24 protein-coding genes are annotated in these 20,561 nt (G+C 69.2%); 14 read left to right on the forward strand and 10 right to left on the reverse strand.

All coding sequences use genetic code 11. The features are described from left to right. Nucleotide 1 precedes the first annotated feature (1 nt). Nucleotides 2-1,285, reverse strand: a complete 1,284-nt coding sequence (locus SK854_RS27925) for a nicotinate phosphoribosyltransferase (RefSeq protein ID WP_319978203.1) — start codon at nucleotides 1,283-1,285, stop codon at nucleotides 2-4. 79 nt (nucleotides 1,286-1,364) lie between these two features. Here SK854_RS27925 and clpS point away from each other — a divergent pair, with 79 nt between their 5' ends. The 7 genes from clpS to SK854_RS27960 are packed head-to-tail and all read left to right on the forward strand — an operon-like array spanning nucleotide 1,365 to nucleotide 5,173. Further along, nucleotides 1,365-1,664 (forward strand): ATP-dependent Clp protease adapter ClpS, encoded by a 300-nt coding sequence (clpS, locus tag SK854_RS27930; RefSeq protein ID WP_093598701.1) that lies wholly within the window; start codon nucleotides 1,365-1,367, stop codon nucleotides 1,662-1,664. Then, a complete protein-coding gene (locus SK854_RS27935) occupies nucleotides 1,661-2,218 on the forward strand; it encodes a DUF2017 domain-containing protein (RefSeq protein WP_319978081.1) in 558 nt (185 codons plus the stop codon). Before clpS ends, SK854_RS27935 begins: the two co-directional genes overlap by 4 nt. Continuing rightward, nucleotides 2,215-3,126, forward strand: a complete 912-nt coding sequence (locus SK854_RS27940; RefSeq protein WP_319978082.1) for a P1 family peptidase — start codon at nucleotides 2,215-2,217, stop codon at nucleotides 3,124-3,126. The genes SK854_RS27935 and SK854_RS27940 overlap by 4 nt, the downstream gene beginning before the upstream one ends. Nucleotides 3,127-3,164: 38 nt before the next feature. Beyond that, nucleotides 3,165-3,446 (forward strand): hypothetical protein, encoded by a 282-nt coding sequence (locus tag SK854_RS27945; RefSeq protein ID WP_319978083.1) that lies wholly within the window; start codon nucleotides 3,165-3,167, stop codon nucleotides 3,444-3,446. 53 nt (nucleotides 3,447-3,499) lie between these two features. Continuing rightward, nucleotides 3,500-3,910, forward strand: a complete 411-nt coding sequence (locus SK854_RS27950) for a Mov34/MPN/PAD-1 family protein (RefSeq protein WP_030479226.1) — start codon at nucleotides 3,500-3,502, stop codon at nucleotides 3,908-3,910. A gap of 31 nt (nucleotides 3,911-3,941) precedes the next feature. Then, nucleotides 3,942-4,214: a MoaD/ThiS family protein gene (locus SK854_RS27955; RefSeq protein WP_030479225.1), complete on the forward strand. Its 273-nt coding sequence runs from the start codon at nucleotides 3,942-3,944 to the stop codon at nucleotides 4,212-4,214. Nucleotides 4,215-4,222: 8 nt separating this feature from the next. Further along, on the forward strand, nucleotides 4,223-5,173 hold the full coding sequence (locus SK854_RS27960) for a PLP-dependent cysteine synthase family protein (RefSeq protein WP_093598711.1): 951 nt from the start codon (nucleotides 4,223-4,225) through the stop codon (nucleotides 5,171-5,173). 159 nt (nucleotides 5,174-5,332) lie between these two features. Here the strand turns inward: SK854_RS27960 and SK854_RS27965 are convergent, their stop codons facing one another. Further along, nucleotides 5,333-7,426, reverse strand: coding sequence for a helix-turn-helix transcriptional regulator (locus SK854_RS27965; RefSeq protein WP_319978084.1), 2,094 nt, complete (start codon nucleotides 7,424-7,426; stop codon nucleotides 5,333-5,335). Then, complete coding sequence (locus tag SK854_RS27970; protein WP_319978085.1) at nucleotides 7,427-8,287, reverse strand: SMP-30/gluconolactonase/LRE family protein; 861 nt, start codon at nucleotides 8,285-8,287, stop codon at nucleotides 7,427-7,429. It abuts the gene before it with no gap. Between the two features lie 33 nt (nucleotides 8,288-8,320). Here SK854_RS27970 and SK854_RS27975 point away from each other — a divergent pair, with 33 nt between their 5' ends. Genes SK854_RS27975 through SK854_RS27990 form a run of 4 tightly spaced genes read left to right on the forward strand, consistent with a single transcriptional unit; the run spans nucleotide 8,321 to nucleotide 10,875 of the window. Continuing rightward, on the forward strand, nucleotides 8,321-8,932 hold the full coding sequence (locus tag SK854_RS27975) for a rhomboid family intramembrane serine protease (protein ID WP_319978086.1): 612 nt from the start codon (nucleotides 8,321-8,323) through the stop codon (nucleotides 8,930-8,932). An 11-nt stretch (nucleotides 8,933-8,943) separates the two neighbouring features. Further along, on the forward strand, nucleotides 8,944-9,693 hold the full coding sequence (gene murI / locus SK854_RS27980) for a glutamate racemase (RefSeq protein WP_319978204.1): 750 nt from the start codon (nucleotides 8,944-8,946) through the stop codon (nucleotides 9,691-9,693). 1 nt (nucleotide 9,694) lies between these two features. Next, on the forward strand, nucleotides 9,695-10,462 hold the full coding sequence (locus SK854_RS27985; protein WP_319978087.1) for an MBL fold metallo-hydrolase: 768 nt from the start codon (nucleotides 9,695-9,697) through the stop codon (nucleotides 10,460-10,462). Then, a complete protein-coding gene (locus SK854_RS27990; protein WP_319978088.1) occupies nucleotides 10,459-10,875 on the forward strand; it encodes an OsmC family protein in 417 nt (138 codons plus the stop codon). Before SK854_RS27985 ends, SK854_RS27990 begins: the two co-directional genes overlap by 4 nt. Here SK854_RS27990 and SK854_RS27995 read toward each other — a convergent pair. After that, nucleotides 10,833-11,327 (reverse strand): DUF2231 domain-containing protein, encoded by a 495-nt coding sequence (locus SK854_RS27995; RefSeq protein ID WP_319978089.1) that lies wholly within the window; start codon nucleotides 11,325-11,327, stop codon nucleotides 10,833-10,835. The genes SK854_RS27990 and SK854_RS27995 overlap by 43 nt on opposite strands. Nucleotides 11,328-11,376: 49 nt before the next feature. On the opposite strand from SK854_RS27995, the gene rph reads away from it, so the two are divergent. Then, entirely contained in the window at nucleotides 11,377-12,141 is a 765-nt protein-coding gene (gene rph, locus SK854_RS28000; RefSeq protein ID WP_319978090.1) for a ribonuclease PH, read from the forward strand. Next, entirely contained in the window at nucleotides 12,138-12,737 is a 600-nt protein-coding gene (rdgB, locus tag SK854_RS28005) for an RdgB/HAM1 family non-canonical purine NTP pyrophosphatase (RefSeq protein ID WP_319978091.1), read from the forward strand. The genes rph and rdgB overlap by 4 nt, the downstream gene beginning before the upstream one ends. Here rdgB and SK854_RS28010 read toward each other — a convergent pair. The 6 genes from SK854_RS28010 to SK854_RS28035 all read right to left on the reverse strand — a co-directional run bounded on the left by SK854_RS28010 (nucleotide 12,734) and on the right by SK854_RS28035 (nucleotide 19,355). After that, nucleotides 12,734-15,598: an NACHT domain-containing protein gene (locus tag SK854_RS28010; protein WP_319978092.1), complete on the reverse strand. Its 2,865-nt coding sequence runs from the start codon at nucleotides 15,596-15,598 to the stop codon at nucleotides 12,734-12,736. The two genes, rdgB and SK854_RS28010, sit on opposite strands and share 4 nt — an antisense overlap. A 10-nt stretch (nucleotides 15,599-15,608) precedes the next feature. Continuing rightward, nucleotides 15,609-15,947, reverse strand: coding sequence for a DMT family transporter (locus SK854_RS28015; RefSeq protein WP_319978093.1), 339 nt, complete (start codon nucleotides 15,945-15,947; stop codon nucleotides 15,609-15,611). Between the two features lie 282 nt (nucleotides 15,948-16,229). After that, entirely contained in the window at nucleotides 16,230-16,697 is a 468-nt protein-coding gene (gene bcp, locus SK854_RS28020; protein WP_319978094.1) for a thioredoxin-dependent thiol peroxidase, read from the reverse strand. A 21-nt stretch (nucleotides 16,698-16,718) separates the two neighbouring features. Further along, complete coding sequence (locus tag SK854_RS28025; protein WP_319978095.1) at nucleotides 16,719-17,246, reverse strand: hypothetical protein; 528 nt, start codon at nucleotides 17,244-17,246, stop codon at nucleotides 16,719-16,721. 338 nt (nucleotides 17,247-17,584) lie between these two features. Beyond that, on the reverse strand, nucleotides 17,585-18,613 hold the full coding sequence (locus SK854_RS28030; RefSeq protein WP_319978096.1) for an LLM class flavin-dependent oxidoreductase: 1,029 nt from the start codon (nucleotides 18,611-18,613) through the stop codon (nucleotides 17,585-17,587). Nucleotides 18,614-18,620: 7 nt separating this feature from the next. Beyond that, nucleotides 18,621-19,355, reverse strand: a complete 735-nt coding sequence (locus SK854_RS28035) for a hypothetical protein (RefSeq protein ID WP_319978097.1) — start codon at nucleotides 19,353-19,355, stop codon at nucleotides 18,621-18,623. Nucleotides 19,356-19,449: 94 nt separating this feature from the next. Between SK854_RS28035 and SK854_RS28040 the strand changes: the two genes are divergently transcribed. Next, complete coding sequence (locus SK854_RS28040; protein ID WP_319978098.1) at nucleotides 19,450-20,496, forward strand: FAD-dependent oxidoreductase; 1,047 nt, start codon at nucleotides 19,450-19,452, stop codon at nucleotides 20,494-20,496. The last annotated feature ends 65 nt before the right edge of the window (nucleotides 20,497-20,561 follow it).

Raw genomic sequence — 20,561 nt, forward strand, 5'->3', positions numbered from 1 at the left:
GTCAGCCTTCCAGGTAGATCGTCGGGATCGCGGGCTCGCCGCGCGAGAGCTTGAGGCCCTCCCACGGCACGCTCACCAGCGCCGCGCGCAGGCGTTCGCGGTTCTGCTCCAGCGTGGGGACCTCGTCGGTGACCTGTCCGTCACGCATCAACGGGATCTGCACGAGCCTGTCGTACGGGCCGAGCTCGGGTTCGTTCGAGGCCTGGAACACGACCTCCTCCAGCGCCGTGCCGGTGTCCTTGTGGCGGCGCAGCGCCTTCTTCCAGCCGCCGCGCGACTGCTTCGACGTGCTGCGCTTCTCGACGTGCCTGCCGTCGACCTCGACCAGCTTGTAGACCATGCCCGCGGTCGGCGCGCCCGACCCGGTCACGACCGACGTGCCGACGCCGTACGCGTCCACGGGCTCGGCGCGCAGGGCGGCGATCGCGTACTCGTCGAGGTCGCTGGACACGACGATCCGGGTGTTGCGGGCGCCCAGCGAGTCGAGCTGGTCGCGGGCCTGCCTGGCCATCACGCCCAGGTCGCCCGAGTCGATCCGGATCGCGCCGAGGTCGGGACCGGCCACCGCGACGGCCGTCTTGATGCCCTCGCTGATGTCGTAGGTGTCGACCAGCAGCGTCGTGCCGACACCCAGCGCCTCGACCTGGCTGCGGAAGGCCTCTTCCTCGGAGTCGTGCAGCAACGTGAACGCGTGCGCGCACGTGCCGGCCGTCGGGATGCCGTGGCGGCGGCTCGCCTCCAGGTTGGAGGTCGCGTGGAAGCCCGCCAGGTACGCCGCGCGGGCGGACGCCACGGCGGCTTCCTCGTGCGTGCGGCGCGAACCCATCTCGATCATGTGGCGGCCGTTGGCGGCGGTCACCATGCGGGCGGCGGCCGACGCGATCGCGCTGTCGTGGTTGAGGATCGAGAGCGCGAGCGTCTCCAGCACGACACCCTCGGCGAACGACGCGCGGACCGTCAGCACCGGCGAACCGGGGAAGTACAGCTCGCCCTCGGGGTAGCCGTCGACCTCGCCGGAGAACCGGTAGTTCGCGAGCCATTCCAACGTGGAATCGTCGACCACGGCGTTGCGGCGCAGCTGGTCGATCTCCTCCTCGCCGAAGCGGAAGTCCTTGATCGCGTCGAGCAGCCTGTTCGTCCCGGCGACGACGCCGTAGCGCCGTCCGTCCGGGAGCCTGCGGGCGAAGACCTCGAACACGCACGGACGGTCACCGGTGCCGTCACGCAGCGCGGCCGCGAGCATGGTGAGCTCGTAGTGGTCTGTCAGCAACGCCGTCGAGTTCATGGTCACCAACCCTAAGGTCGCATCCGGTTTACCCGCACGCGGTCTCCGTCACTGCGGCGAACATGACACCATTGGCGGTATGACCACGCCCGTCGAACAGGAACGGACGCAGCCGGAGGCCGTCGGCGAGGAGATCGCAGCCGAGGACCGGCCGTGGCAGACCGTGGTCTGGAACGACCCGGTAAATCTGATGTCCTACGTGACGTACGTGTTCCAGAAGCTGTTCGGCTTCAGCAGGGACCATGCGACCAAGCTGATGCTCGACGTGCACCACAAAGGCAAGGCGATCGTGACATCGGGCACCAAGGACAAGGTGGAGGCCGACGTGGCGAAACTCCACGCGGCAGGACTCTGGGCGACCATGCAGCGGGCCTCGTGAAGAGGTGGATCCGCGACGGCGACGTCGTCGTCGGCAGGCTGGATCGGCAGGAGGCCGCGGTCGTGCGCGGTCTGGTCAGCCAGATCCAGGACATGCTGCTGGCCCGCGCCGAGGACGCGCCGCAGGACGAGCTCGCGGAGCTGACCGGCATCAGGACAGGCCCGTCGGAGGCACCCGACGATCCGATCCTGGGCAGGCTGTTGCCCGACTTCCACCGTCTCGACGACGACGCGCCCGACCCGGACGAGGTCAACTCGGCGTCGGCGCTGCGCTCGTTGCACGAGCCGGAGCTTCTGGACCACAAGACGGCCGCGGCCGAGACCGTGCTGAAGACGTGCTCGCCCGACGGTGGTGAGCTACGGCTGACCATCGCCGAGGCCGAGGCCTGGATGTCGTCGCTCAACGACGTGCGCCTGGCCCTGGGCACCGCGCTGGACGTCACCGAGGACATGCCGGACGAACTGCCGCCGGAGGACCCGCGCTCGCCGCACCTCGGCGTCTACCACTGGCTGACCTGGGTGCAGGACACGCTCGTCGAAGCGATGATGCCGTGATTCCCGGCGTCCTCGTCGGGCATCACCACCGCGTCGAACCGGGCTGGGCGACGGGCACGACCGTCGTGCTGGTGCCGGCGGGAGCCGTCGGCGCCGTCGACGGCCGCGGTGGCGCGCCCGGCACCCGCGAGACCGACCTGCTGGACCCGTCGAACCTGGTCCAGCAGGTGCACGCGATCTGCCTCTCCGGTGGCTCCGCCTACGGGCTCGCGGCCGCGGACGGCGTCATGCGCTGGCTCTCCGAACGCTCGATCGGCTTCCAGGTGGGCGCCCAGCCGCACCACGTCGTGCCGATCGTGCCGGGAGCGGTGATCTTCGACCTGCCGATGTCGGAGTGGGGCAACCGGCCGGACTCCTCGTTCGGCTACGCGGCCTGCGAGGCGGCCTCGGAGTCCTTCGAGCTCGGTTGCGTCGGCGCGGGTGCCGGTGCGCGGGTCGGGTCGCTGAAGGGCGGCGTCGGCGTCGCCTCGACGACGGTCGGCGCGCACCGGATCGGCGCGCTGGCCGTGGTGAACGCGGCCGGCGAGGTCGTCGACCGCGCGTCGGGCCTGCCGTGGCTGCCCTCGCTCGGCACGTCCGCGGTGGCGTTGCCCGAACGCAAGCCCGACGGCCTGAACACCACGATCGGCGTCGTCGCGGTGGACGCGGACCTGTCCAAAGCGGAGTGCCGGCGGATCGCGATGGCCGCGCAGGACGGCCTCGCCCGCGCCGTGCGCCCGGCGCACTCGATGTTCGACGGTGACACGGTGTTCGCGCTGGCCACCGGTGCCGTGCCGCTGGCAGAGCCGCGCGTGTTCGCGCTGGACGCGCTGTGTGCCGCCGCCGCCGAGATGTTCGCGGACGCCGTGGTGTCCGGTACGCGCGAGGCGACGTCACTGAACGGCGTGACGGCGTTCCGCGACCTCTGAGTGGTGCCGGTGTTCGTCTTGAGGATGAGGATCGTGCCGTGACCCAGCAACCCCCGGGTGAACTCGACGGCGCCCGAGTGCTCCAGTTCGCTCTCATCGGCCCCGCGCAGACGGCCACCGGCAACACGTTCCACTTCGGGGACTTCCCGGACGTCGTCCGCGGCCTCGCGCTGGCCGGCTACGAAGGGGAGAAGAGCGTCTACCTCTTCTACTGCGACGCCGAGTGGAACGTTCTGACCGACACGTGCCATTCGTCGTCGCAGGACGCGATCGACCAGGCGCGCTTCGAGTTCGGCGGACTCGAGTTCCAGGGCCTCTGACGTGGTTATCTCGCATACCGAGACAACTCCGGCCAGCCCGTAGGATTGAGCGCGTGCTGGTGATTCGCCGTGACCTGGTGGACGCGATGGTGGCCCACGCGCGCCGCGACCATCCCGACGAGGCGTGCGGGGTGATCGCCGGGCCGTACGGGTCCGACAGTCCTGAGCGCTTCATCGAGATGGAGAACGCGGAGCGGTCGCCCACGTTCTACCGGTTCGACGCGGCCGAGCAGCTCAAGGTGTGGCGCGGGATGGACGCGAACGACGAGGTGCCGGTGGTCATCTACCACTCGCACACCGCCACGGAGGCGTACCCGTCCCGCACCGACATCTCGTTCGCGGGCGAGCCGGAGGCGCACTACGTGCTGGTCTCCACGCGTGACCCGATCGAGCACGAGCTGCGGTCGTACCGCATCGTCGACGGTGTCGTGACCGAGGAACCGGTCAAGATCGTCGAATCCTGAGTTGCACCCGTTTCCCGGAGGTAGAACCACCATGGCAGTCACCGTGTCGATCCCGACCATCCTGCGCACCCACACCGGGGGCGAGAAGTCGGTGTCCGCTGCCGGTACGACGCTCGCCGAGGTCATCGACGACCTGGAGAACAACCACGGCGGCCTCAAGGCCCGCCTGGTCAAGGAGGGGACGCTGCACCGCTTCGTCAACGTCTACGTCAACGACGAGGACGTGCGCTTCTCCGGTGGCCTCGCGGCCGAGGTGAAGGACGGCGACAACGTCACCATCCTCCCGGCCGTCGCGGGCGGCTGATCTTCCCCATGGCCCGCTACGACTCGCTCCTGGACGCGCTCGGCGGCACACCTCTGGTGGGCCTGCCGCGCCTGTCGCCGTCCGAGAACGTGCGCATCTGGGCGAAGCTCGAGGACCGCAACCCGACCGGCTCGATCAAGGACCGGCCGGCGCTGGCCATGATCGAGGCGGCGGAGCGGGACGGCGTGCTGCGTCCCGGCGCGACGATCCTGGAGCCGACGTCCGGCAACACCGGCATCTCGCTCGCCATGGCCGCGAAGCTCAAGGGCTACGGCCTGGTGTGCGTGATGCCGGAGAACACCTCGACCGAGCGCAAGCAGCTGCTGCAGGCGTACGGCGCGCGCATCGTGTTCTCGCCCGCCGCCGGAGGGTCGAACCAGGCCGTCGCCACGGCGAAGGAGATCGCGAAGCAGAACCCGGACTGGGTGATGCTCTACCAGTACGGCAACCCGGCGAACGCGGAGGCGCACTTCCGCGGCACGGGTCCGGAGATCCTCAAGGACCTGCCGGAGATCACCCACTTCGTCGCCGGACTCGGCACGACGGGCACGCTCGTCGGCGTCGGGCGGTACCTGCGCGAGGCCAAGCCGGACGTGCAGATCATCGCCGCCGAGCCCCGTTACGGCGAACTGGTCTACGGGCTGCGCAACCTCGACGAGGGCTTCGTGCCGGAGCTGTACGACGAGTCGGTGCTGACCGGGCGGTACTCGGTCGGCTCCTACGACGCGTTGCGCCGCACCCGGCAGCTGCTGGAGACCGAGGGCATCTTCGCCGGCATCTCGACGGGCGCGATCCTGCACGCCGCGCTGGCCGTGGCGCAGAAGGCCGAGGTGGCGGGGAAGGCCGCGGAGATCGTGTTCGTGGTGGCCGACGCGGGGTGGAAGTACCTGTCCACCGGCGCCTACGCCGGAACGCTGGACGAGGCGGCCGCCAAACTCGACGGCCACCTCTGGGCGTGACGAAACAAGCCCCTTAAAGGGCACCCTTCCAGGCCAGATCTTCACTCATGTGCATCCCCCCAGATGCTCGTGCGGGCCGGTGAACTGCTCTTTTGTAGTTCACCGGCGTACGAGTGCACATCCGTACAAGCCGCAGTGTCACCTACGTACGGGCACTCATCACCTGACGTTGATCCGCTGGGCGATCATAACGCGCCTGTGCACGCCCAGAGCAGCGAATATCTGCTGCACCTGGGTCTCGACAGTGCGCTGCGACTTGTGCAGCCGGGCGGCGATCTCGCGGTTGGTGAGGCCCGCCGCGACGAGCTTCGCGACCTCCAGCTGCGCCGGCGTGAGCGGTCCGGCGTGCTCGTCGAACACGTCCGCGTAGACCTCGTCGAACGACTTCAGCGCCGCGCCCGCCGCGTGCTCCCGGCCGTACTCGGGGCACCGGGCCCGTGCCACCGCCTGCGTGCGCATCTGCCTGAACGTCTCGTGCGCCGCGATGGAACGTCCGGTCAGTCGTTGGACCGCCTCGGACGCACCGAGCAGTCGTGCCGCACGACGGGCGTTGCCGGTCGCGGCCGTCGCCCAGGCGAGCGCCTCGACCGCCCAGACCGGTCCCCACTGGTCGCCGCTCGCGCGCTGCCGTTCGAGCGCCTGCCGCAGCAGGTCGCAGGCCTGGTCGGGAGAGCCGAACCGCAGCTCCGCGACGCCGCGGGCCACCAGCAGCCCGGCGGTCGTGATCTGATTCCCGTCCAGCATCTTCTCGAGGTCGGCGAGGTCGGCACCGGCCTCGGATTCGCCGGCGAGCAAGGCCGACGCCATCGCGACCTGCACGGAGAAGATCGCGCGCCGGTCCGGTTCGGCGCGGTCTCGTGCGGCGCGCATGGTGACGAGAGCGCCGTGGTCGCCGTGCAGCAGCCATTGCTGTTCGCCGCGCAGGTACAGGACACCGCTGAACGTGCTGTCACGGCGTTTGGCCTCGCTGAGCAGTTCCGCGGACTCCTCGGTGCGGCCCAGCGCCAGCGCGAGAGACCCGGCGAACGCGAGCGCGTCCAGGTGCCAGTGGTCGTCGGCGCCTGTCTCCAGCGCGCGGCGCAGCCTGCGGTACTGCTCAGGCCAGCCGCTCGCGAAGAACGCGCTGTGCATCCGGGCGAGCTGGAACTCGAGCTCCAGTGCCCTGCCCGGCTCGCACAGGCTCGTCTCCAGGGCCACCTCGACGTTCGCCATCTCCACCCGCAGGGCGCCGATCAGCTCGTCGTCGGTGAACCAGCCCTCGCCGACGCGGCGGACCAGGTCGGCGAAGTGTTCCAGGTGCCGCCGCAGCACGGCGTCGCGGTCGGCGCCCAGGCGTTCGGCGCCGTACTGCCGCAACGGTTCCAGCAGGTGGTAGCGGTCGTCCTCGAAGGTCACGATCGACTTGGCGACGAGCCCGGCCAGGTCGTCGAGCACGTCCTCCGAGTCGCCGACCGCCTCGGCGGCGGCGAGGTCCCAGCCGCCCGCGAACACCGAGACCTGAGCCCAGAGCCGTTGCTCGGACGGCGTGCACAGGTCGTGGCTCCAGTCGATCACCGCGCGCAGGGTCCGGTGGTGTGGCAACGCCACCCGGTCGTTGCGGGTGAGCAGCTTCATCTCGTCGTCGAGCCGCTTCACGACCTCGTGCAGCGGCATCGCCCGCAGGCGCACGGCCGCGAGTTCGATGGCCAGCGGCAGCCCGGCGACGCGGTGCAGCAGCCGCACGACGTCCGGCCAGTTCCGCTCGGTGAGCAGCGAGTCCGGCGCCCGGTCGGCGAGCAGCGCTACCGACTCGTAGTCCGTGCTCATGCGCGCGTTCGGCGGCGGCACGTCGAGCGGGGGCACGACGAGGACGCGTTCGCCGGGCACGCCCAGCCTCTCGCGGCTGGTGGCGAGGATCTTCAGGCCCGGCGCGCCGTCGAGCAGACAGGCGGCCAGCTCCGCCACCGCGTCCCTGAGGTGCTCGCAGTTGTCGAGCACCAGCACCGTCTTCCGCCCGGCCAGGTGGTCGCGCAGCACCTCGGCGATGTCACGCGCCGACCTGTCCTCGACCTCCAGCACCTCGGCGATCCGGCGCGCCAGCATCTCCGGCCGTCCGATCGTCGCCAGTTCGACGAACGTCGTGCCGGTGATCTCGGCCGCGAGCCGGGTCTTGCCCGAGCCTCCGGTGCCGGTCAGCGTCACGAGCCGGTGCTCGGCGATCAACTCGTGCAGGTCGGCGAGCAGCTTCGTGCGGCCGATGAAACGGGAGAGCATCTATCCGTTGAACGCGACGCTCGGCACGCCCTGGCCGACACCGGGAAGGACGAGCACGGAGCCGTTGAGCTGGCGGTCCATCAGTGCCTGGTCGGACAGGCCCGAGCGCGCGGACGTGACGTAGAGGTCGGTGAAGTCGGGGCCGCCGAAGCAGCACGCCGTCGGGTTGTCGACCGGCAGTTCGATCTCGCGATCCAGCTCACCCCGAGGCGTGTAGCGGCGCACGGCGCGGCCGCCCCACAGCGCGACCCACACGCACCCGTCGGCGTCCACGGTGAGCCCGTCCGGCCAGCCGTCGGTGTTGCCGACGTGGGTGAGCGGGCGGCGGTTCGCGACGGTGCCGGTGGCGTTGTCGAAGTCGAGGACGTCGATGCGGCGGGTCGGCGTGTCGATGTAGTACATGAGCGTGGCGTCCGGGCTCCAGCCGACGCCGTTGCTCGTGTTCACCTTGTCCACCATGACCTTCGCGGCGCCGTCGCCGGTGATCCTGGCGAGCCAGCCCTCGTCGGCGGCCTGGTCGTAGCGCATCGTGCCCGCCCACAGCCGGCCCGACGGGTCGATGCCCGCGTCGTTGCCGCGCACGCCCTCGCGCGCCCAGTAGACGAGCCAGCTCTTGGCGCCGTCGCGGTCGATCAGCGCGATGCCGTCCCGCAGGTTGCAGACGATCCCGCCCTGCGCGCGGGGCTTGGCGGCGCCCACGTGCTGCGGCACCGCGAGCACCGCGTCGTCGTCCCGCGCGGGTGCGTACCGGTGCACCTCGGAGGCGAGGATGTCCACCCACAGCAACGTGGAACTGCTGTGGTCCCACGTCGGGCCCTCGCCGAGCTGGGCGGACGCGCGTACGGCTACTTCGATCGACACCCAACCACCCTAATCGGCACGTACCCTGGACGAGTGGACCGCACCGCGCTCGCGAAACGGGTAATACCGCCGCATCCAGTGCTGTCGTTGTTCGTCGTGGCGGGCTTCGTCGGGTTCCTCTACCTGGTCGAGGCCTTCGACGTGGCGACCGGCGGCTCGCTGGAGGACGACGGCGTGCGGCCGCGCGACTTCAGCCAGTGGGACAACCTGCTGTGGATGCCGTTGATCCACGGCGACTGGAGTCACCTCACCGGCAACGCCGTTCCGTTGCTGCTGCTCGGGTTCCTCGCGACCTCGGGCGGCCTCAAGCAGTTCTTCCAGGTCACCGCGATCATCTGGCTGGCCTCGACGCTCGGCGTGTGGGTGTTCGGCAGCCCAGGCAGCCACATCGGCGCGTCCGGACTGGTGTTCGGGTTCCTGGCGTTCCTGCTCGTGCGCGGGATCTTCGCGCGCTCGTGGCTGCAACTGGTGATCGCGGTCGGCGTGTTCGCGCTGTACGGCGCCGCGCTGTGGGGCGTGCTGCCCGGCCAGCCGGGAGTGTCCTGGGAAGGCCACCTGTTCGGCGCAATCGGCGGCGTTCTGGCGGCGTGGGGTGTTTCCCGTGACAACCGCCGCACCAGCTCACCGGCTACATTCACGGCGTGACGATCGGGATCATGGACTCGGGCGTCGGCGGCCTGACGGTCGCCCGCGCGATCATGGATCAGTTGCCGGGCGAGTCGATCCACTACATCGGCGACACGGCCAACGGTCCCTACGGGCCGCTCCCCATCGCACAGGCGCGCAAGCACGCGTTGGAGATCTGCGACCGGCTCGTGGACGAAGGCGCGAAGATGCTGGTGATCGCGTGCAACACCGCGTCCGCAGCCTGCTTCCGCGACGCTCGTGAGCGCTACGACGTGCCGGTGGTCGAGGTGATCCTCCCCGCCGTGCGCCGCGCTGTCCGGACGACCCACAGCGGCCGCGTCGGCGTGATCGCCACAGTCGGCACGATCAACTCGCACGCCTATCAGGACGCGTTCCAGGCGGCGCGCGACGTGACCGTGACGGCGGCGGCGTGCCCGCGGTTCGTCGACTTCGTGGAGCGCGGCGTCACCTCGGGGCGGCAGGTTCTCGGGCTCGCGCAGGCCTACCTGGAACCGTTGCAGCGCGCCGAGGTCGACACGGTCGTGCTCGGCTGCACGCACTACCCGTTGCTGACCGGCGTGATCCAGATCGTCATGGGCGAGCACGTGACGCTGGTGTCGAGCGCCGAGGAGACGGTGAAGGACGTCGTGCGGCTGCTGACCGAACGCGACGAGTTCGCCGCTGAGCCTGCTCTGCACCGGGTGACGTGCACCGGTCCGCCCGAGCGGTTCGCGAAGCTCGCCGCCCGGTTCCTGCCGACCTTCGAACAGTGGGGCTGATGTGCTGCTGACCGTGCTCGGCTGCTCCGGCAGCATCCCCGGACCCGGCGCTGCGGCGTCGGGTTATCTGCTGGAGGCCGACGGGTTCACGCTGGCGCTGGAGTTCGGCAACGGCGTGCTGTCGCGGTTCCAGGAGGAGCGGCCGCTGTTCTCGATGGACGCGCTGGTGCTCTCGCACCTGCATCCCGACCACTGCGTCGACGTGTCTTCTCTTTACGTGGCACGGAAGTACCACCCGGAGCCGCCTGCTTCGGTTCTGCCGGTCCACGCGCCCGCCGAGGCGCACTCGCGGTTCATCGCGGCCTACGCGCCGAACGAGGCCGAGCGGTCGTCGCTGGACTTCAGCGACGTGTTCTCGTTCCACGGCCTGGGCGCTCCGGTCCAAATCGGACCGTTCAGCGTGGACTCCGCTGTCGTGGCGCATCCTTGCGAGGCCTACGGGTTCCGGATCTCCTGCGGCGGGGTCACGCTGGCCTACACCGGGGACAGCGGGCCGTGCGCCGCGCTGGACGCGCTGGCTTCCGGCGCCGACGTGTTGCTGAGCGAGGCGAGCTGGACGCACTCCCCGGACCGGCAGGCCGGCCTGCACCTGTCCGGGCGCGAGGCGGGGGAGCTGGCCGAGCGAGCGGGCGCCGGGCGGCTGCTGATCACGCACGTGCCGCCGTGGACGTCGCGTGAGGACGTGCTGCGGGAGGCGCGGTCCGCGTTCGGCGGGCCGAGTGAGCTGGTCGTGCAGGGCGGCCGGTACGAGGTGGGGGAGCGGACATGATCAATCTGGAGCGCGTGGGCGAGCACGAGTTCGTCGCTTCCAACGGGCGCGGCGCGTCGGTGCGAATCGGCCGCAAGGGCCAGGAGGGCTCGTTCAGCCCGGTCGAGCTGCTGGTCGCGGCCGCCGCGGGCTGCGCGATGGTGACCTCGGAGACGTTGATCCTGCGGCGAACAGGCGGCGATCAGCTGACAGCGGAAGCGGACGCGGTCCAGTCCGAGAGCGGCAACGAGGTGATCTCCATCCCGGTGACGCTCTCGTACGACCTGTCCGCCGTGGACGACCCGGAGGCGCTCGAAACCGTCGTCCGGCGCGCCGTGGAGCAGTTCTGCACGGTCACGCGGACGTTGAAGCAGTCGGCGACGTCGCCGCTTCAGCTCCCGACACCGCTCCAGACGGCTTCCGACCCGCTGTGACCTGCGCGCACGGTCTGCACCGTCGTCCCGACCGCGAGCAGCACGACCAGCACGGACACCACGACTGAGATCACCCGCCACGTCTTCGTGGTGGGTGCCTCCGCCTGGCGTTCGCGATCCGCCAGCCTGCCCGCGACCAGCAGCGCGATCACCGCGACCCCGAACCCGAGCGCGATGGGCAGCAGCATGTCGCCGAGGTCCGCGTGCGTCTGGATGGCCGGGTTCTGCACGCCGTTCTTCGCGAGCGCGGCCTGGAAGTCCTCGCCGGCCTGCTTGGCCACCGGGACCGCCGCCACACCGGCCAGCGTGACCCCGAGAACAGGCCACGCGTACCGGCGCCGCCAGGCCGGGACCAGCGCGATCGCGACCGAACTGAGCGCCGCGAGAGGCAACAGCACGACCACCGCGTGCACCAGCAACGGGTGAAGCGGAATACCGTCGATCGTCAGCATGTCTCTCCCTACGCCATGGCGCTCCGCAGGGTTCATTAGGGTAGGCGCCGTGGTGCGAAGCGACGGCCGAAACGACGACGTGTTGCGTGACATCCGGATCACGCGTGGATATCAGACCTGGCCCGCGGGCTCGGTCCTGATCGAGTTCGGGAACACCCGCGTGCTGTGCGCCGCGAGTGTCACCGAAGGCGTCCCCCGGTGGCGCCAGGGCTCCGGCCTCGGCTGGGTGACCGCCGAGTACGCGATGCTCCCCTCGGCCACGCACAGCCGCAGCGACCGCGAGTCCGTGAAGGGCCGCATCGGCGGCCGCACGCACGAGATCTCGCGCCTGATCGGCCGTTCTCTCAGGGCGTGCATCGATCTCGCCGCCCTGGGCGAGAACACCATCGTCATCGACTGCGACGTCATCCAGGCAGACGGCGGCACCCGTACCGCCGCGATCACCGGCGCCTACGTGGCACTGGCCGACGCGGTCACGTACCTGGGCGCAGCCGGCCGCCTGGCCGACCCGTCACCTCTGTCGTGCGCGGTCTCCGCCATCTCGGTGGGCGTGGTCGACGGCCGAGTCCGCCTCGACCTGCCGTACGAGGAGGACTCGCGCGCGGAGGTCGACATGAACGTCGTCGCCACCGACGCGGGCACGCTGATCGAGGTCCAGGGCACCGGCGAGGGCGCGACGTTCGCCCGCTCCACTTTGGACCGCATGCTCGACATCGCCCTCCAGGGCTGCGCCGAACTCAACCGCCTGCAGGCCGCGGCCCTGGCTCAGCCTTACCCCGGCATCCTGCCGGAGCCCAAGGCGAGCAAGCGATGAAGCTCCTGCTGGCTTCCCGCAACGCGAAGAAGCTCCGCGAACTGCAGCGCATCGTCGTGTCGGAGTCGCTCGACGGCATCGAGGTGCTGTCGCTCTCGGACGTGCCCGAGTTCCCGGAGGCTCCGGAGACCGCGCCGGACTTCGAGGGCAACGCGCTGGCCAAGGCCCGCGACGCTGCTACCGCCACCGGGCTGGTTTCGGTGGCGGACGACTCCGGGCTTGCCGTTGATGAGCTGAACGGCATGCCTGGTGTGCTGTCCGCTCGGTGGTCCGGTCGTCATGGGGACGACGACGCCAACCTTGACCTGTTGCTGGGTCAGCTCGGCGACGTTCCCGATGAGCGTCGTGGCGCGGCCTTCGTGTCCGTGGTCGCCCTAGTTGTGCCGGGTGGCGAAGAGGTCGTTGTTCGCGGTGAGTGGCGTGGCACGTTGCTGCGGGCTCGTCGCGGCACCAACGGGTTCGGCTACGACCCGATCTTCGTGCCCGAGGGTTACGAGGTCACCTCAGCCGAGATGACGGCGGAGGAGAAGGACGCGGAGTCCCACCGGGGCCGCGCCCTGAAGCTCCTGGTCCCGTACCTGCGCAAGCTGGTTTAGGCCTTCCAAGTCACCTTCACGTCGGGGCCGAGAGCTTCGACCCCGACGTAGGAGCACCTGCGCTGCAGCAGCAGGTTCAGCGAAAGATCGCGCAGTGGCCGGACGTCGATCGGCTCATCACCGATGAGCCGGAGAGTCTTCAGCTCCGGCATCTCTTTGAAGATCTCCAACTCCCGCCAGTTGTGCGCGTAGACGGCCTCCAGTCCGACGACTTCGGAGAGCGGGCTCAGGTCACAACCGGGAGCCGCCTCGCTGAGGTAGAGGTGGCCCACCGACCGGCCTCGTAGGAAGCCGAGGTCGTCCCACGGTTCCCGCTGGTTCAGCCCAAAGGTGTGCACCTCGGACGCAATCGTGATGTTCGTGTAACGCTGGGCACCCGACAGGTAGATCATCTGCGGTGTGGTCTCCGCCGGTTCGCTGAGATCGATCCTCCCGTGCATCCACAAGAACAGGTGGCGCAGCGGAGGTAGTTCCGCGACGCCGCGTAGGTCTGGCTGGGACTCGTGCCGCGGTAGCCAGACGTCCACGCCCGTCAGGTTCCGAAGCCGGAACAGGTGGGGGTAGAGCCGGACCGACTGGATCCTGGCGATCCCGTCGTCGAGCGGCGCGTCCGCGAGGACCTCTTCCGCATAGCGTTGGAGGTCGAAGCTGAGCCAAGCCTCCATCAGCGCTTCCTGCACGGCCTCCCGCGGATCGTGTGCGTATCCGGCGAGCTTGGCCATCGCCTCCGGTGAACCGACCAGTGCGGCACTGTGCACCGTCGCGGCGGCAACGGCTTCGGAGAGTTCGTCGAGCGAAGCCGGCAGGTAGCGCAGCACGCGGTGACCGATGGTGGCCAGCGACATGGTCTCCTTCGCGCTGCGCGGCGGTACCAGCCGATCGCGGATGATCGCGTCGACCTGGTCGCACACGTCGGCGTCGACGTCGCGCACGGTCTCCAGACACGCTGCCGCGAGCAGCCGGAGCCTGCGGACGTTGCGCGGTTCGCGGTCGGCCCTGGCGAGCACACCGGTTAGCAGTTCGGTCACCTGTGTTCGCTGGCCGTGTCCGCAGGCGAGCACGATTGTCTGCGTCCACGAGTCCTGATGGGCGTGGGCGACCAGGGTCTCGACCTGGCCGTCCTGCATTGCCTCTTCTCCGGCCAGGTACTCCTGGAAGGTCCGGTGCACGAAGTCGACCCGACCGGGGACGGGTTCACGGATGACGCCACTGCGTTCAAGCAGGTGCGCGACGATGACGTCGGGATCCTCGTCGACGTTGGGCATCGAGCAGACCTTGCGTGTCACGTGTTCGCGCATCTTGGCCGTCGGCAACTGCGACAGACCGCCTAGCGTCAGCCGCCAGGCCAGGTCCCGCAGCAGCACGGTTTGGTCCGAGGTGGTGAGGATGCGGGCGATCCCGCGCTCCGCATCGCGCAGGTCCAGCAGCATCGTGAGAGCCGCGTTGTACAGCTCCATGCGGCTGTGCGGGAGTTCCGAGACCCTGCCGAGATTGAGCGCGCACAACATCGCGCACAGCAACGGCGAGGAAGCCAGGCCCTGCAGGTGTTGCCGGCTTTCGAGTTGGACGACGAGCCTGCGATGCGCCTCCTCGGGAGCCCCGGCCGCCTCGTGCCAGCGCTGGAGGAACACCTTCACGTCTCCAGGACTCATCTGCTCCAACTCAACGGAGGAGAAGTTCAGCTCCGCCAACCACTTGTCGTCCGTGGCAGCCGGACGGGCCGTCACCACGACCCGAGCGGAAGGGAAGGCCTGCAGCAGTTCGCGCAACCACTGCCGGACTTTCTGCCGCCTGTCCGGCCGGACCTCGTCAACGCCGTCCACCAGTAGAAGTCCCTTGCCCGACTGCAGGATGCGGTGGACCCAGCCGGGCGGCATGATTCCAGCGAGCCACCCCGTGACGAACTCCTCCGGCCTGGTTGGCAGGGGATCATCCGCATATGCGCGCAGGCGGATCGGGAACGGCACCAGATCGTTCCAGCTCTGGAGGTTGCCGACGAACCCGCCGCGGGCCGCCGTGACGGCGATCCAGTCCAGCAGCGTCGTCTTGCCTGATCCAGCTTCTCCGCGCACATATGTCCGGTCGACGAGTGCCGACTCGACGCGCACTCCCGAGTGCGCGCGGTGATCGGGTTCGCTGAACCAGTTGCCCTGCCGCCGTTTCCTGCCCGACACCGTGAGGCCCAGGTAGGCGACGCTCAACGGGAGGCTGGGGCGGTCCCGCATGGACAGACCGAGGAGTTCCAGGCGATCCAGGTTCGCGCCGATGTAGCGCAGGTATTCGTCGCGGAAGTCGCCGTCGTTATCCGTGCCCTGGGGTGCGTAGAGCGAGGTGCGGGGGAGCCGGGACAGGACGTCGTCGAGCATCGCGGCACTGGCCGTGGCACGGGACAGAACCTCGGCCAAGGCTCGGGGTTGGAACGGCGGAAGGTTCCTGATGATCTGTACGAGGTAGCGGCACGACTGGTCGAGTGTGATTTCGTAGCAGCGGCCCCGGTCCTGGCGTGGCAACGAGCGGCGGATGCGTTGGGCCAGCAGTTCGGGGTCGGCGTCGTCGGCCAGCAGGGCAGCGTCGGACAGGTCTATTGATGACAGCGCCTCCTCCACTGCGGTGAGGGAGGAGGCGACGTCGTCGTCGGTGAAGCGTTCTAGAGCCGATTCGAGCTGCTCGGTCACCTGGTGGCCGATGTGCTGGATCAGGGTGTCGAGCTTGGCTCGATGGGTGGGCTTGGAGAGTTCTGCCGCGGCTAGTTCGGTCAGCGACATCGTTCGCTCGTCGGTGTGGCTCGCCAGCCACTCGGTGGCGGCTCGGAGCGCTACTGACTGGCCGAGTTTGGAGACGGCCTCGATTTCTAAGCCCACCCAAACGAGATTAGACGGCTGCCTGGGCGTGGGAGGCCACCGACACGACGCAGACGCCGGCGGCGATGAGGGCCATGCCGGCGAGCATTGCCAGGTTCAAAGGGTCGGCGAACAGGACTCGGCTGGTGATGGCCACCAGGGCTATGCCGGCGCCTGCCCAGATGGCGTAGGTGATGGCCACCGGGACGCCCATTCTGATCACTAGCGATTCCAGGTAGAGGGCCGTTAGGAAGCCGGTCGCGAGGCCGGCTGTCGGCCAGGGTTTGGTGAAGCCGTCCGAGTATTTGAGGCAGAGGGTTGCGAAGACTTCCGCGCCTACGGCGAGGGCTAGCAGGATCCACTTGAGCATTGAATTTTCCCAGCACGAAATGCACGCAGCGCTAGGCGTGCGTGTTGAAGAGAACGGGTGACGGTAGGCGAAAAAGCCTGGTCAGCCGCCGCGCGTGGGGAAGTGGACTCGCAAGATGAAATCAGACGGGATGTCGGGGCCGTTAGGTGCCGTCAAACGACACACGGTGTATCACCCTCACCGGAACAGGGGCGGCATTGTTGCGCGCCCTCGGGTCCAATGTACCTGAAAAAGGGCCGCCGTCGCAGCCAAAGCGACGGCGGCCTCATGTGCGGTGAAAGGTCAGGCGGGGAGTTCGCGCAGGAGTTTGGCCACGTGGCCGGTGGCGCGGACGTTGTACATGGCCTTGACGATCTTGCCGTCCGGGCCGACCAGGAACGTCGAGCGGATCACGCCCTGGACGGTGCGGCCGTAGTTCTGCTTTTCGCCGAAGGCGCCCCACTCGGTGAGGACCTTCTTGTCCGGGTCGCCCAGCAGCGGGAAGGTCAGGCCTTCGGCGTCGCGGAACTTCGCGAGCTTCTCCTGCTTGTCCGGTGAGATGCCGACCACCTCGTAGCCGGAGTCGGCGAGGGCTCCGAGGTTGTCGCGGAAGTCGCAGGCCTGCTTGGTGCAGCCCGGCGTGCTCGCGGCCGGGTAGAAGTACACGACCACGGACTTGCCGAGGTAGTCGGACAGGGACACCGGCTTGCCCTCGCTGTCGGGCAGCGTGAACGAGGGCGCCGTGTCACCAGGTTCGAGACGACTGGTCATGCCGTGAGCCTATTCGGGGGACTACGCCTGGCCCTCGAAGACGGTGGGCGCGTCCTGGCCCTGTCCACCCGGCTGGATCGTCAGTTCCATCCGCACGGCCGACTCCGGTACCGCGAACGCCAGCTGGAGCTGGGTGTCACGGCCTGGCGGGAGTTCGGCGACGGCGGCGGCGAGGCCGTTGAGGCCCTGCACGGAGTCGACCAGCTCGGCTGCCGGCTGGCCGTCCGCGAGTGCGCGTACGGCCAGCTGGGAGGAGCGGTAGGGCGACTTGGAGCCGTTGTAGACGGTGATCGTGAAGACCGCCGTGCGCTTGGCCGGAGGGATCGCCGTCGCGGACGGCGCGAGGGAGCGGGGAGCGGACACCACGACGGACAGGCCCGAGGCCCACACGCGTTGGGTGCCGAAAGCGGCGGCACCGGAGGCGCTGGGCGTCTCGGCTCGCTGCTCGACTGTCAGGTTCTCGTTGGGAGTGACGGCGACACTGGGGCCCGCACATCCCGCCACGGCCAGCAACAGGCACAGGCCCGCGGCCGATTTGGCGAACTTCACGAACTCCCCTTTCCCACCCCGGCGGTGGGTGTGAGCGACTCACGTCAACTGTGACGGTGCTGAAGGGGCTGTGCGAACGAAAGAGGCCTGAAGAAGCGGACCTGGTGCCGGGCCGTGGCCGACTCGTGATGGGCGGCGTGGGCGGCGCCACACAGTGCGCCGGCCCCACGCCGTCCGATGCGACCGAGGCCGCAGGTGATGCTAGGGAGCGCGTCGGGGGGCGTGCGCGCTCATACCGATCATCGCCCACTGTGTGCCGCGCGCTACAAGCGGAGCCGTTTATCACCCGTTCAGAGCAGTGTCAGTCGTACAAAACGTGAAGGTCACGCCTGACCGACTCACGTATGTGCGGCTGAACGGCCCATCGACGGCGTCCGTTCGGCCACCTCGCCGAGCAGTTCGAACGAACGAAGGCGGTCTTCGTGCCCGTGCACGATCGTCGTCACCATGAGCTCGTCGGCCGCCGTCGACTCCATCAGCTCGTCGAGCCCCGAACGGACCGTTGAGGGGGACCCGATGATCTGGCTCGACATGCGGTCCTCGATCACCAGCTCGTCGATCTCGGTGTACGGGTAGTCCGCCGCCTCCTGCGGCGTGGCCAGCGGCGCCGGGCTGCCCTGGCGCAGCCGCACGAACGAGAGCGCTCCCGGGCCCGCGATGTACCGGGCGTGCTCGTCGGTGTCGGCGACGATCACCGAGGCGCACACCATCGCGTAGGGCTCCTGCAGGACCTCGGACGGCCGGAAGTGCCGCCGGTACAGCTCCAACGCAGGCAGCGTGTTCTGGGCGCTGAAGTGGTGGGCGAACGCGAACGGCAGGCCCAGCAGACCCGCGGCCTGCGCGCTGTAACCCGACGAGCCGAGCAGCCAGATCGGCGGCTTGTTGCCCGCGGCGGGCACGGCGTTGAGGTCCGCGGTGCCCTCGAAGTACTTGATCAGCTCGGTCAGCTCCTGCGGGAAGTTCTCCGCGGAGAGACCGGCCTCGGTGCGCCGCAGCGCCCGCGCCGTCTTCTGGTCGGTGCCGGGTGCGCGGCCGATGCCGAGGTCGATGCGGCCGGGGTGCAGCGCTTCGAGCATGCCGAACTGCTCGGCCACCACGAGCGGCGCGTGGTTGGGCAGCATGACGCCGCCGGAGCCCACGCGGATCGTCGACGTGGCGTCCGCGATGTGCCCGATCAGCACGGCCGGCGCGGACGAGGCGATGCCGGGCATGTTGTGGTGCTCGGCGAACCAGTAGCGGTGGTAGCCGAGGCCTTCGGCCTGCTGAGCGAGTTCCCGTGAGTTCCGCAGCGCGGTCGTCGCGTCCGACCCCGACGTGATGGGCGCGAGGTCGAGTACGGACAGCGGGATCTCACTCAGACGGCTCATGCATCGATCAACACCGATGCTTGGTCACTTCTTCCGTGAGCTGGGTAACTCGTTTCGCCGCTTTCTCGTAGGTGGTGCCCTCGGGGTGCAGCGTCAGCACCACGACGATGCTGAACAGGCACGTTCCGGACGTGTGCAGGGCGGGCGACTTCGTGTCCAGTTCCCACTGGATGCGCGGGCGCGGCCTGTCGACGCACGGCTTCGTCGGGTCGCCGAACCCCGACCAGCCCTGCTTGAACGCGGGCCTCCACGTGGCGGACGGCAGCCCGAACGACTGGTCGAACCCGTCCGACGCGCACTTCTCGGCGCGCTGCAGGTGTCCCATGATCGTGCGCCGCACCTTCGGCTTCGCGTCCTCCAGCAGGTATCGGTAGATCTTCACGACGTCATAGGCGCTCACGGCCGTGTAACCCCACATGCCGCGCTTCTCCGGCGGCCTCGTGTCCTTGAGCTTCAACCGCTCGGCCGTGCGCACGACCAGCTGGTCCCAGCCGTTCTCCACCCACAGCTCGCTGGCCGCGTTGTCGTCGCTGACGCGCAACATGGGTTCGATGCGCGGGTCGTCGCCGCGCGACTCCAGTTGTTCGATCGCGATCAGGATCTTCACCAGCGAGGCGGACCTGATCGGCTTGTGCACGTCCCGGCCGGTCAACGTGTGCGTGATTCGGTCGTAGACCGCGTAGGAGGCTGTCGTGGTGGGAACGGGTGCCGCGAGCAACGCCAGCGTCAGAAGTAGGTGCACGCTGCCGGAAGCTAGCGGTCGCCAGAACCTTTTGCCTGATGTTTTGTAGCTCACAGGTGAGAAGAACCGGCGGCCTCCTTCCGTTGACCGTGATGTGACGGATGTGGTGGTGATCGGCGCGGGACAGGCGGGCCTGTCCGCCTCGTACTTCTTGCAGCGGCGCGGCGTCGAGCACGTGGTGCTGGACGCGAACGACTCGCCCGGCGGCGCCTGGCTGCACCGGTGGCCGAGCCTGCGCATGCGGACCGTGCACGGTATCCACGAACTGCCCGGCATGCCGTTCGAGCAGCCCGCACCCGACGAACGCGCGAACGAGGCCATACCGTCCTACTTCGCCCGCTACGAACAGCTCTTCGACCTCCCCGTCGTCCGTCCGGTGAACGTCACCCAGGTGGTGAACGACGGCTCGCTGCTCAAGGTCGAGACCTCCGACGGCGTCTGGACCACGCGCGGCCTGATCAACGCGACCGGCACGTGGCGCCGCCCGTTCTGGCCGCACTACCCGGGCCAGGAGACGTTCCGGGGCCGCCAGCTCCACACCGCCGACTACCAGGACCCCACCGAGTTCACGGGTAAGCGCGTCGTGGTCGTGGGTGGCGGCGCGTCGGCCACGCAGTTGCTCATGGAACTCGCTCCTTTCGCAGCGGAGACCCGCTGGGTCACGCGGCACGAACCGGTGTGGCGGGAGGGCCCGTTCACCGAGGACTACGGCCGCTGGGTGGTCGGCATGGTCGAGGAACGCGTCCGGGCCGGCCTGATCCCGCGCAGCGTCGTCAGCGTCACCGGGCTGGCACTGACCGACCAGACCCGCGCCGCCATCGCGTCCGGGGTGCTGGACCGCAAACCGATGTTCGAGCGGGTCACGCCGTCCGGCGTCGAGTGGGCTTCCGGGGAGCGCTTCGACGCCGACGTCATTCTGTGGGCCACCGGGTTCCGACACGACCTGGACCACCTCGCGCCGTTGCGGTTGAGGGCTTCCGGCGGCGGGATCCAGGTGGACGGCACCCGTGTGGTGTCCGATCCGCGGATTCACCTCGTGGGGTACGGGCCTTCGGCCAGCACGATCGGGGCGAACCGGGCCGGGCGCAGTGCTGTCCGTGAGCTGATGGGCCATCTGGACGGGCTGAAGGTCGCGAACTGAGCGACCACCGGATCACGGAGGTGTTCGGCTTGGGCATGAACTGGACGAGGTGTCGCGGCAGGGCT

Source organism: Lentzea sokolovensis, from assembly GCF_033949975.1.
Taxonomy (GTDB): domain Bacteria; phylum Actinomycetota; class Actinomycetes; order Mycobacteriales; family Pseudonocardiaceae; genus Lentzea; species Lentzea sokolovensis.